Below are 12,337 nucleotides of genomic sequence, written 5' to 3'. Positions count from 1 at the left end.
CGATTCGGTTGCGCGCTCTTCTTTGTTCGGCGCTAAACCAGCTGGGCGAATGGCAAGTGACTGAAGAACAACAGGAATTGCCGGGCCGGTGCGCCGGGCCCAAAGTTTAGACCGAGGATCAGAGCACAGATGTCGGCACGTTGGTACGCGGTGAGCGTCCTCTCCAATTTCGAGAAGAAGGTGGCGGAATCGATCCGTGAGGCTGTCGAGCAGCAAGGGCTGTCCGAGCAGATCAAGCAGGTCCTGGTTCCCACCGAGGAAGTGATCGAGGTACGGCGCGGCAAGAAAGTGCAGACCGAGCGGCGCTTCATGCCCGGTTACGTGCTGGTCCAGATGGAGATGAGCGACAAGGCTTATCACCTGATCAACAGCACGAATCGCGTCACCGGGTTCCTGGGTCCCCAGGGCAAGCCGGTACCGATGCGCGACTCCGAGGTCGGCGCGATCCTGAACCAGGTCGAGGAAGGGGCGGAGCGTCCGCGCACCCTGATCTCCTTCGATGTGGGTGAGAACGTGAACGTGACCGACGGTCCCTTCGAGGGGCTGGTCGGCATGGTCGAGGATGTGGACGAGGCGAATGCACGCCTGAAGGTCACCGTGTCGATCTTTGGCCGGGCAACGCCGGTCGAGCTGGAATTCACGCAGGTCTCCAAGCAGACCTGACGTGCCGTATGTGGGAGGTAAGGGCGACGCGTCGCACCGCCGGACCACACCATTGAAGAGCCGCGGGGGACGCGCCCCCACGGCATGGAGAAAAGGAGGCCACCATGGCCAAAAAAGTCGCCGGCAAGATGAAATTGCAGGTGCCCGCAGGCAAAGCGAACCCGAGCCCCCCCGTGGGCCCGGCGCTGGGTCAGCGCGGCATCAACATCATGGAATTCTGCAAGGCGTTCAACGCCAAGACGCAGGAAATGGAGCCCGGTGCGCCGTGCCCGACCGTGATCACCTACTACGTGGACAAGTCGTTCACGATGGAGATCAAGACGCCTCCCGCCGCCTACTACCTGAAGAAGGCCGCGAAGCTGAAGTCCGGCGCCAAGACCCCCAGCCGTGAGGTTGTCGGTCATGTCACCGTCAAGCAGGTGCGTGAGATCGCCGAAGCCAAGATGAAGGACCTGAACGCCACCGACATCGAAGGCGCGATGAAGATCATCCTGGGCTCCGCCCGGTCGATGGGTATCGAGGTGAAAGGGTAAGTCATGGCGAAGATGAGCAAGAAGAAGACTGCTGCCCGCGCTGCCTTCGAAGGCAAGCAGAACCTTTCCGTCGAAGAAGCTGTCACCCTGATCAAGTCCCAGGCGACCGCCAAGTTCGACGAAACCGTCGAAATCGCGATGAACCTGGGTGTCGATCCGCGTCACGCCGACCAGATGGTGCGCGGCGTTGTCAGCCTGCCCAACGGCACCGGCAAGGACGTGCGCGTCGCCGTGTTCGCCCGTGGCCCGAAGGCTGACGAAGCCACTGCCGCAGGTGCCGACATCGTCGGCGCCGAGGACCTGATGGAAACCATCCAGTCCGGTAAGATCGAGTTCGACCGTTGCATCGCGACGCCGGACATGATGCCGGTCGTGGGCCGCCTGGGCAAGATCCTGGGCCCGCGCAACCTGATGCCGAACCCCAAGGTCGGCACCGTGACGATGGACGTGAAAGCGGCTGTCGAAGCGGCCAAGGGCGGCGAAGTGCAGTTCAAGGCCGAGAAGGCCGGTGTCGTGCACGCCGGTGTCGGCAAGGCGTCCTTCGACGCTGGCAAGCTGGCCGAGAACGTGAAGGCATTCGTTGCCGCCGTAAACCGCGCCAAGCCGTCGGGTGCCAAGGGCACCTACGTGCGCAAGATCGCGCTGAGCTCGACCATGGGCCCCGGCGTCACCGTGGATGTCGCCGAGGCGACCTCCGCCGAGTAAGAGATCGGCCTTCGGGCCGTAGGGTGGGCAAATCTGTGCCCACCATCCCCGAAGGGGCGGCGACGCCCCTTCATGTCCGAGACGGTGGGTGCCGGTTACCGGCTTAATTCCCTGCCTGAGACGGGGCGCGAACAGGATCAGTCAGGGGGCAACCTCGGGCGATTTTGGTCGGGACCCGTACCAAGGACCCGAAGTGCCCCGGATCTCGGTCCGGGGCGAACATGAGCCGGGGGGAAACCCCCATAAACTGGAGCAATAAGGTGGATAGAGCCCAAAAAGAAGCTGTCGTCGAGGAACTCGGCCAGATCTTCACGGACTCTGGTGTAGTTGTGGTTGCACACTACGCTGGCCTCTCTGTTGCTGAGATGACGGAATTCCGGACCCGCATGCGTGAAGCAGGCGGTTCGGTCCGTGTCGCCAAGAACCGGCTCGCCAAGATCGCCCTGGAAGGAACCCCGAGCGCAAGCATCGCGGATCTGCTTCAGGGTCAGACGGTACTTGCCTATAGCGAAGACCCCGTCGCGGCTGCGAAAGTGGCCGAGGCCTATGCCAAGGATAACGCCAAGCTGGTGATCCTTGGGGGTGCTATGGGCGAAAACCCTCTGGACCGCGCAGGTGTTACTGCCGTTGCCGCCATGCCGTCCCGCGAAGAACTCATCGCGGATATCGTCGGCCTTCTTGGCGCACCGGCTTCCAACCTCGCGGGCGCGATTGGCGCACCGGCTGCCAACATTGCCTCGATCCTTACTACGATCGAGGAACGGGCAGAGGCGGCGTAAGTCACTCAGGAAACGGATGGGCCGGTTGAATGCGCGAAACGCACACCGGATCCCACACTTGAAAACTGAAACGGAAACGTACAAATGGCTGATATCAAGAAACTCGCCGAAGAGATCGTTGGTCTGACCCTTCTCGAGGCATCTGAACTGAAGCAACTCCTCAAGGACGAGTACGGCATCGAGCCCGCCGCTGGCGGCGCTGTGATGATGGCTGGTCCCGCCGGTGACGCAGGTCCCGCTGAGGAAGAGAAAGACGAATTCGACGTCATTCTGGTTGAAGCAGGTGACAAGAAGATCAACGTCATCAAGGAAGTCCGCGCCATCACCGGCCTGGGCCTGAAAGAAGCAAAAGACCTGGTGGAAGCCGGTGGCAAAGCCGTCAAGGAAGGCGCTGCCAAAGCCGAAGCCGAGGAAATCAAGAAGAAGCTCGAAGAGGCTGGCGCCAAGGTCGAGCTCAAGTAATCCAGTCCGCATTGGGCTGCGTATTACGCCAGTAGAAAACGGCCGGTCCCGGATCATTCCGGGGCTGGCCTGTTTGCGTCTCTTTCAGGTGCCCGGTGCGGGCGGTTGAAAAAGGTGCAGATGGTCCGGGTGCGAGAGCTGGGAACTCTCGCAAGGATGGGACCGACATGCCCCTTGGCAGGATCTGATCGTGCGGTGCCCCGGCGCGCGAGCAGGTCGAGCAAAAAGGTACGTGAGACACATGGTTCAGACCCATTCCGGCCACAAGCGCATTCGCAAGTTCTATGGCAAGATCCGCGAAGTCGCGGACATGCCCAACCTGATTGAAGTTCAGAAGTCCTCCTACGATCTGTTCCTGAATTCCGGCGACCAGCCCACGCCGACGGACGGCGACGGCATCATGGGCGTGTTCCAGTCGGTGTTCCCGATCAAGGATTTCAACGAGACCTCCGTGCTCGAGTTCGTGAAATACGAGCTGGAAGCCCCGAAATACGACGTCGAGGAATGTCAGCAGCGCGACATGACCTACAGCGCCCCGCTGAAGGTGACCCTGCGCCTGATCGTGTTCGAAGTCGACGAGGACACCGGCGCCAAGTCGGTCAAGGACATCAAGGAGCAGGACGTCTTCATGGGCGACATGCCCCTGATGACCGAGAACGGCACCTTCGTCGTGAACGGCACCGAGCGTGTGATCGTCAGCCAGATGCACCGCTCGCCCGGCGTGTTCTTCGACCATGACCGTGGCAAGACCCATTCCTCGGGCAAGCTGCTGTTCACCAGCCGCATCATTCCCTACCGCGGCTCCTGGCTGGACTTCGAGTTCGACGCCAAGGACATCGTGCACGCCCGGATCGACCGCCGCCGCAAGCTTCCGGTGACGACGCTTCTCTATGCCCTCGGTCTGGACCAGGAAGGCATCATGAAGGCGTATTACGACACCGTACCCTTCAAGAAGCACAAGAGCGGATGGGCGACCAAGTTCTTCCCGGAGCGCATCCGCGGCACCAAGCCGATCTATGACATCATCAACGCCAAGACCGGCGAAGTGATCGCCGAAGCCGGCAAGAAGGTGACCCCGCGCACCGTCAAGCAGATCCTGGACGCCGGCGATATCCCCGATATCGTCGTCCCGTTTGAGGCGCTGATCGGCCGTTTCGTGGCCGAGGACATCATCAACGAGGAAACCGGCCAGATCTGGGTCGAGGCCGGCGACGAGCTGACCTGGGAAACCGACAAGGACGGCGAGGTTTCGGGCGGCACGCTGAAGCTGCTGCTGGACCAGGGCGTCAAGGACATCCCTGTTCTGGACATCGACAACATCAACGTCGGGCCATACATCCGCAACACCATGGCGGTTGACAAGAACCTGAACCGCGACACCGCGCTGATGGACATCTACCGCGTGATGCGTCCGGGTGAGCCGCCCACCGTCGAGGCCGCCTCGGCCCTGTTCGACCAGCTGTTCTTCGACGCAGAGCGTTACGACCTGTCCGCCGTTGGCCGGGTCAAGATGAACATGCGCCTGGCGCTGGATGCCCCCGACACCGTGCGCACCCTGCGCAACGAGGACATCATCGCCGTCATCAAGGCGTTGGTGGACCTGCGCGACGGCAAGGGCGAAGTGGACGACATCGACCACCTCGGCAACCGCCGTGTGCGCTCGGTCGGCGAACTGATGGAAAACCAGTACCGCGTCGGCCTGCTGCGCATGGAGCGCGCCATCAAGGAGCGCATGTCCAGTGTCGAGATCGACACCGTGATGCCGCAGGACCTGATCAACGCGAAGCCCGCCGCTGCCGCGGTGCGCGAGTTCTTCGGTTCCTCGCAGCTTTCGCAGTTCATGGACCAGACCAACCCGCTGTCCGAAGTCACCCACAAGCGCCGCCTTTCGGCCCTTGGACCGGGCGGCCTGACCCGCGAACGTGCGGGCTTCGAGGTGCGCGACGTTCACCCGACCCACTACGGCCGGATGTGCCCGATTGAAACACCGGAAGGGCCGAACATCGGCCTGATCAACAGCCTCGCGTCTTTCGCGCGGGTGAACAAGTACGGCTTCATCGAAACGCCTTACCGCAAGGTCGAGAACGCGCAGGTGACCGACGAGGTCGTCTACATGTCCGCGACCGAGGAAATGCGCCACACCGTGGCGCAAGCCAACGCGCAGCTGGATGAGAACGGCAAGTTCATCAACGACCTGGTCAGCACCCGGAAATCCGGCGAATACATGCTGAACCCAGTCGAGAACGTTGACCTGATCGACGTCAGCCCCAAGCAGTTGGTGTCCGTCGCCGCCTCGCTGATCCCGTTCCTTGAGAACGACGATGCGAACCGCGCGCTGATGGGCTCGAACATGCAGCGTCAGGCAGTGCCGCTGGTCAAGGCCGAGGCGCCCTTCGTGGGCACCGGGATCGAGGAAATCGTGGCCCGGGACTCCGGCGCTGCGATCACCGCGGACCGGGCCGGGATCGTGGACCAGGTGGACGCGATGCGTATCGTTGTGCGCGCGACCGGCGATCTTGAGCCGGGCGATCCGGGCGTGGACATCTATCGTCTGCGCAAGTTCCAGCGGTCGAACCAGAACACCTGTATCAACCAGCGTCCGCTGGTGAAGGTGGGCGACACCGTAACCAAGGGCGAATTCATCGCGGACGGTCCGAGCACCGACCTGGGCGAACTGGCCCTCGGCAAGAACGTGCTCGTCGCGTTCATGCCGTGGAACGGCTACAACTACGAGGATTCGATCCTGATCTCCGAGCGGATCGTGAAAGACGACGTCTTCACCTCGATCCACATCGAGGAGTTCGAGGTCGCGGCCCGTGACACCAAGCTCGGCCCCGAGGAAATCACCCGCGACATCCCCAACGTCGGCGAGGAAGCGCTGCGCAACCTCGACGAAGCGGGGATCGTCTATATCGGTGCTGAAGTCGGTCCGGGCGATATCCTGGTCGGCAAGATCACCCCGAAGGGCGAAAGCCCGATGACGCCGGAAGAAAAGCTTCTGCGCGCCATCTTCGGGGAAAAGGCGTCCGACGTGCGCGACACCTCGCTTCGTCTGCCGCCGGGCGACTACGGCACGGTCGTGGAAGTGCGCGTCTTCAACCGCCACGGCGTGGAGAAGGACGAGCGCGCGTTGCAGATCGAGCGCGAGGAAGTCGAGCGTCTGGCCCGTGACCGGGACGATGAGCTGGCGATCCTTGAGCGCAACATCTACGCGCGTCTGAAGACCCTGATCCTCGGCAAGAAGGCCGTGAAGGGCCCGAAGGGCGTCGCCTCCGGCTCGACCATCGACGAGGCGCTCCTGAGCAGCCTCAGCCGTGGCCAGTGGTGGCAGCTCGCCCTTGGCGAGGAAAAGGACGCCTCCGAACTGGAAGCGCTGAACGCGCAGTTCGAGATCCAGAAGCGCGCGCTCGACCGCCGTTTCGAGGACAAGGTCGACAAGGTTCGGCGCGGGGACGACCTGCCGCCGGGCGTGATGAAGATGGTCAAGGTATTCATCGCCGTGAAGCGCAAGCTGCAGCCGGGCGACAAGATGGCCGGGCGTCACGGGAACAAGGGTGTGATCTCGAAGGTGGTGCCCGAAGAGGACATGCCGTTCCTGGAGGATGGCACCCCGGTCGACGTGGTGCTGAACCCGCTGGGCGTGCCGTCGCGCATGAACGTCGGGCAGATCCTGGAAACCCACATGGGCTGGGCCGCGCGCGGCCTGGGCGTCAACATCGACAAGGCGTTGCAGGACTACCGGCGTGAGGGCGACCTGACCCCGGTGCGCGAAGCGATGCGTCTTGCCTATGGCGATGAGGTCTATGAGCAGGCCCTCTCCGAGATGGACGAGGAACTGTTCGTGGAAGCCGCCAGCAACGTGACGGCCGGTGTGCCGATCGCGACGCCGGTCTTCGACGGCGCCAAGGAAGCGGATGTGAACGACGCGCTCAGCCGTGCCGGGTTCGACGAGTCCGGGCAGTCCGTGGTCTATGACGGGCGCACGGGTGAGCAGTTCGCGCGCAAGGTGACGGTCGGGGTGAAGTACATCCTGAAGCTGCACCACCTGGTCGACGACAAGATCCACGCACGTTCCACCGGGCCCTACAGCCTGGTCACCCAGCAGCCGCTGGGCGGCAAGGCGCAGTTCGGCGGTCAGCGCTTCGGCGAGATGGAGGTCTGGGCGCTGGAAGCTTACGGCGCGGCCTACACCCTGCAGGAAATGCTGACGGTGAAGTCGGACGACGTGGCGGGCCGGACCAAGGTCTACGAGAGCATCGTCAAGGGCGAGGACAACTTCGAGGCCGGGGTTCCGGAATCGTTCAACGTTCTGGTCAAGGAAATCCGCTCGCTGGGCCTGAACGTCGAGCTTTTGGATCAAGAAACCGAGTGACGGGTAGGGTGGGCAGCTTTCTGCCCACCCGTTCCGCCGATGGTGGGCAGGAAGCTGCCCACCCTACGAAATTTTCGAGGTACATGTGATGAACCAAGAAGTGATGAACCCGTTCAACCCGGTCCAGCCGCTGCGCACGTTCGACGAGATCAAGATCTCCCTGGCAAGCCCGGAGCGGATCCTGTCCTGGTCCTTCGGCGAGATCAAGAAGCCCGAGACCATCAACTACCGCACGTTCAAGCCCGAGCGTGACGGCCTGTTCTGCGCGCGCATCTTCGGCCCGATCAAGGACTACGAGTGCCTGTGCGGCAAGTACAAGCGCATGAAGTACCGCGGCGTCACCTGCGAGAAATGCGGCGTGGAAGTCACGCTGCAGAAGGTCCGCCGTGAGCGTATGGGCCATATCGAGCTGGCCGCGCCGGTCGCGCATATCTGGTTCCTGAAGTCGCTGCCGTCCCGCATCGGCCTGATGCTAGACATGACGCTGCGCGATCTTGAGCGTATCCTCTATTTCGAGAACTACGTCGTGATCGAACCCGGTCTGACGGACCTGTCCTACGGCCAGATGATGACCGAGGAAGAGTTCCTGGATGCCGAGGACGCCTATGGCGCCGACGCGTTCCGAGCCGGTATCGGGGCCGAGGCGATCCGCGAAATGCTCGCCGGTATCGACCTTGAGGCCGAAGCCGCCAAGCTGCGCGACGAACTGGCCGAGGCGACGGGCGAACTGAAGCCCAAGAAGATCATCAAGCGCCTGAAGCTGGTCGAAAACTTCCGCGAGTCGGGCAACCGCCCGGAGTGGATGGTTCTGACCGTCGTTCCCGTGATCCCGCCCGAGCTGCGCCCGCTGGTGCCGCTGGACGGTGGCCGTTTCGCGACCTCGGACCTGAACGACCTCTACCGCCGGGTGATCAACCGGAACAACCGCCTGAAGCGCCTGATCGAACTGCGCGCGCCGGACATCATCATCCGCAACGAAAAGCGGATGCTGCAGGAATCCGTCGATGCGCTGTTTGACAACGGCCGTCGCGGTCGCGTCATCACGGGGGCCAACAAGCGCCCGCTGAAGTCGCTGTCAGACATGCTGAAGGGCAAGCAGGGCCGCTTCCGTCAGAACCTTCTGGGGAAACGGGTCGACTTCTCGGGCCGTTCGGTTATCGTGACCGGGCCGGAACTGAAGCTGCACCAGTGCGGCTTGCCCAAGAAGATGGCGTTGGAGCTGTTCAAGCCTTTCATCTATTCCAAGCTGGACGCGCGGGGCCTGTCCTCGACCGTCAAGCAGGCCAAGAAACTGGTCGAGAAGGAGCGCCCCGAGGTCTGGGACATCCTGGACGAGGTGATCCGTGAGCATCCCGTGATGCTGAACCGCGCACCGACGCTGCACCGTCTTGGCATCCAGGCGTTCGAGCCGGTGCTGATCGAAGGCAAGGCGATCCAGCTGCACCCGCTGGTTTGCTCGGCGTTCAACGCCGACTTCGACGGTGACCAGATGGCCGTGCACGTGCCGCTTTCGCTGGAAGCCCAGCTGGAAGCGCGTGTCCTGATGATGTCCACGAACAACGTGCTGTCGCCCGCCAACGGCAAGCCGATCATCGTGCCGTCGCAGGATATGATCCTGGGCCTCTACTACATCACGCTGATGCGTGAGGGTATGAAGGGCCAGGGCATGACCTTCTCCTCGCTGGAGGAGGTGGAGCACGCGCTCAACGCCGGTGTCGTGCACCTGCACGCCAAGATCACCGCGCGCGTCGAGCAGATCGACGAAGAGGGCAACTCTGTCTGGGAGCGGTTTGAAACCACCCCCGGCCGCCTGCGCCTCGGCGCGCTGCTGCCCAAGAACTTCAAGGCGCCGTTCTCCATCGTGAACCGCCTTCTGCGCAAGAAGGAAGTGGGCGAGGTCATCGACATCGTCTACCGCTATTGCGGCCAGAAGGAGTCGGTCATCTTCTGTGACCAGATCATGACCCTCGGTTTCACCGAGGCGTTCAAGGCCGGGATTTCCTTCGGCAAGGACGACATGGTCATTCCCGACGACAAGTGGGAACTGGTCAACGCGACCCGCGACCAGGTGAAAGAGTTCGAGCAGCAGTACATGGACGGCCTGATCACTCAGGGCGAAAAGTACAACAAGGTGGTCGACGCCTGGTCCCAGGCCTCCGACAAGGTGGCCGACGCCATGATGGGCGAGATCAGCGCCATGAAAGTGGACGATGCCGGCGCCGAGATGGAGCCGAACAGCGTCTACATGATGGCGCACTCCGGGGCCCGTGGTTCGCCCGCGCAGATGAAGCAGCTGGGCGGCATGCGCGGCCTGATGGCCAAGCCGAACGGAGAGATCATCGAAACGCCGATCATCTCGAACTTCAAGGAAGGTCTGACCGTGTTGGAGTACTTCAACTCCACCCACGGCGCCCGTAAGGGTCTGGCCGATACCGCGCTGAAGACGGCGAACTCGGGTTACCTGACCCGCCGCCTGGTGGACGTCGCGCAGGACTGCATCGTCAAGATCGACGACTGCGGCACCGAGCGGGCGATCACCGCGCAGGCCGCGATCAACGACGGCGAAGTCGTCTCGTCCCTGTCCGAGCGTATCCTGGGCCGCGTTGTGGCCGAGGACGTGCTGCGCCCCGGCACCGAAGAGGTGCTGGCCAAGCGTGGCGAGCTTCTGGACGAACGCTCGTCGGACGCGATCGACGAGGCTGGCGTGCTGACGGTCCTGATCCGCTCGCCCCTCACGTGTGAGGCGGAAGACGGGATCTGTGCGCAGTGCTACGGTCGTGACCTTGCACGCGGTACCCGTGTGAACCCGGGCGAGGCTGTCGGCATCATCGCCGCGCAGTCCATCGGGGAGCCGGGCACGCAGCTGACGATGCGGACCTTCCACATCGGCGGCATCGCGCAGGGCGGCAGCCAGTCGTTCCAGGAAACCAGCCAGGCCGGGACCGTGGGCTTCCGCGGCGAGAACATCCTTGTGAACGCGGATGGCGAACAGATCGCCATGGCGCGGAACATGGAAGTGTTCATCGAGGGCGACACCGGGGCCGAGCTGGCCTCGTACAAGATGGGCTACGGCTCGAAGATCCACGTCAAGCAGGGCCAGTCGGTCGAGCGTGGCGACAAGCTCTTCGAGTGGGATCCCTACACGCTGCCGATCATCGCTGAGCGGGATGCGACTGCGAAGTTCGTGGACCTGGTCACCGGCGTTGCCGTGCGTGACGAGACTGATGATGCCACCGGCATCAGCCAGAAGATCGTGATGGATTGGCGCGCTGCCCCCAAGGGCAACGAGCTGAAGCCCGAGATCATCCTGGTCGGCAAGGACGGCGAACCCGTGCGCAACGATGCGGGCAACCCGATCACCTACGCGATGTCGGTCGACGCCATCTTGTCCATCGAAGACGGGCAGGAGGTCAAGGCCGGTGACGTGGTCGCGCGGATCCCGCGTGAAGGTGCGAAAACCAAGGACATCACCGGTGGTCTGCCGCGTGTGGCCGAGCTTTTCGAAGCCCGTCGTCCGAAGGATCATGCCATCATCGCGGAAATCGACGGCAACGTGCATTTCGGTAAGGACTACAAGAACAAGCGCCGCATCTCGATCGTTCCGACCGAGGAAGGTGCCGAGCCTGTCGAGTACATGGTACCCAAGGGCAAGCACATCCCCGTGCAGGAAGGCGACTTCATCCAGAAGGGTGAATACATCATGGATGGCAACCCCGCCCCCCATGACATCCTTCAGATCATGGGTGTGGAGGCTCTGGCCGACTACCTGATCGACGAAGTGCAGGACGTCTATCGCCTGCAGGGCGTGAAGATCAACGACAAGCACATCGAGGTGATCGTTCGCCAGATGCTGCAAAAGTGGGAGATCTCGGACTCCGGCGGCACGATCCTTCTGAAGGGCGAGCAGGTCGACAAGATCGAGTTCGACGAGGCCAACGAAAAGGCGGTCGCCGAAGGACGGGAGCCCGCGAAGGGCGCGCCGATCCTGCTGGGGATCACCAAGGCGTCGTTGCAGACCCGCTCGTTCATCTCGGCTGCGTCGTTCCAGGAAACCACGCGCGTGCTGACCGAAGCGGCGACGCAAGGCAAGCGGGACAAGCTGATCGGCCTGAAGGAAAACGTGATCGTGGGCCGTCTGATCCCCGCGGGTACGGGCCGTGCCACCCACGAGATCAAGCGCGTGGCCGCAAGCCGCGACGCCAAGATCATCGAGGAGCGCAAGGCCGAGGCAGAAGCCGCTGCCGCGCTGGAGGCTCCGTCGGAGTCCGACCTCGTCAGCGTGCCCGAGGATAGCCCCGCAGCGGAGTGATCCGTTCGTTCGGCACCTGAACACCAAACCCCGGCGGAGCGATCCGCCGGGGTTTTTCGTTTCCTGCCCTTCATCGTGACTGGCCGAGGAACGGCAAGACGGGCAGGGCCCTGCGGCATCGCCGCTCTTCCGCGGAGAATCCCCCGCCAGCTTCCCCGCCCGGGATGCGCGCAAGCCCCGGGGATTCTGCCTGCCCGCGGGGCGGGGGTGGAAACAGGGGCAATTCCAGCCGGAATCGCCGTCCCGGGCGCGGATTCAGGACTATTGTCCCTGCGACCTCCCGTCTTGGTTAACTGCTTGATATTTCGACGGATATACGCTATCGGTGCAAGTATCGCCGCCCCCCGGGGCAGGTGCTGCGCAAAACGATGAATATGCTGTTGACAGGCGGCGGGCAGAAGCCTACGTTCCGCGCGCTCTAGGAGGGGTTCCGTCCCGTCCCGACAATATAGCCATAATTGGCGGTCATGACCCAGGGAGTGTCCCCTCGGTCCTCTGGAATTCAGTCGCTTCG

7 protein-coding genes are annotated in these 12,337 nt (G+C 63.0%); all 7 read left to right on the top strand.

The window, feature by feature from the left end; all coding sequences use genetic code 11:
* Positions 1 to 129: 129 nt before the first annotated feature.
* The 7 genes from nusG (at position 130) to rpoC (ending at position 11,823) form a co-directional block, all read left to right on the top strand.
* Positions 130 to 663: a transcription termination/antitermination protein NusG gene (nusG, locus tag DJ029_RS07765; RefSeq protein WP_112321775.1), complete on the top strand. Its 534-nt coding sequence runs from the start codon at positions 130 to 132 to the stop codon at positions 661 to 663.
* Between the two features lie 104 nt (positions 664 to 767).
* Positions 768 to 1,196: a 50S ribosomal protein L11 gene (gene rplK / locus DJ029_RS07760; RefSeq protein WP_112321774.1), complete on the top strand. Its 429-nt coding sequence runs from the start codon at positions 768 to 770 to the stop codon at positions 1,194 to 1,196.
* Between the two features lie 3 nt (positions 1,197 to 1,199).
* The gene (gene rplA / locus DJ029_RS07755; protein WP_112321773.1) at positions 1,200 to 1,901 is read left to right on the top strand and encodes a 50S ribosomal protein L1; all 702 of its coding nucleotides are present in this window, start codon (positions 1,200 to 1,202) and stop codon (positions 1,899 to 1,901) included.
* A gap of 260 nt (positions 1,902 to 2,161) precedes the next feature.
* On the top strand, positions 2,162 to 2,680 hold the full coding sequence (gene rplJ / locus DJ029_RS07750; protein WP_112322012.1) for a 50S ribosomal protein L10: 519 nt from the start codon (positions 2,162 to 2,164) through the stop codon (positions 2,678 to 2,680).
* Between the two features lie 84 nt (positions 2,681 to 2,764).
* Positions 2,765 to 3,142, top strand: a complete 378-nt coding sequence (gene rplL / locus DJ029_RS07745; protein ID WP_112321772.1) for a 50S ribosomal protein L7/L12 — start codon at positions 2,765 to 2,767, stop codon at positions 3,140 to 3,142.
* Positions 3,143 to 3,383: 241 nt separating this feature from the next.
* The gene (rpoB, locus tag DJ029_RS07740) at positions 3,384 to 7,514 is read left to right on the top strand and encodes a DNA-directed RNA polymerase subunit beta (RefSeq protein WP_112321771.1); all 4,131 of its coding nucleotides are present in this window, start codon (positions 3,384 to 3,386) and stop codon (positions 7,512 to 7,514) included.
* A gap of 88 nt (positions 7,515 to 7,602) precedes the next feature.
* Positions 7,603 to 11,823 (top strand): DNA-directed RNA polymerase subunit beta', encoded by a 4,221-nt coding sequence (rpoC, locus tag DJ029_RS07735; protein WP_112322011.1) that lies wholly within the window; start codon positions 7,603 to 7,605, stop codon positions 11,821 to 11,823.
* Positions 11,824 to 12,337: the final 514 nt, after the last annotated feature.

It is taken from the genome of Oceanibium sediminis (assembly GCF_003265325.1).
Classification (GTDB): domain Bacteria; phylum Pseudomonadota; class Alphaproteobacteria; order Rhodobacterales; family Rhodobacteraceae; genus Halovulum; species Halovulum sediminis.
Note: the sequence above shows the minus strand (reverse complement) of the source record. Positions and strands in the feature narration are given on the sequence as shown.

Coding starts and splice junctions, on each gene's coding strand:
- nusG (WP_112321775.1), top strand. CDS start 130: ATGTCGGCACGTTGGTACGCGGTGAGCGTCCTCTCCAATTTCGAGAAG.
- rplK (WP_112321774.1), top strand. CDS start 768: ATGGCCAAAAAAGTCGCCGGCAAGATGAAATTGCAGGTGCCCGCAGGC.
- rplA (WP_112321773.1), top strand. CDS start 1,200: ATGGCGAAGATGAGCAAGAAGAAGACTGCTGCCCGCGCTGCCTTCGAA.
- rplL (WP_112321772.1), top strand. CDS start 2,765: ATGGCTGATATCAAGAAACTCGCCGAAGAGATCGTTGGTCTGACCCTT.
- rpoB (WP_112321771.1), top strand. CDS start 3,384: ATGGTTCAGACCCATTCCGGCCACAAGCGCATTCGCAAGTTCTATGGC.
- rpoC (WP_112322011.1), top strand. CDS start 7,603: ATGAACCAAGAAGTGATGAACCCGTTCAACCCGGTCCAGCCGCTGCGC.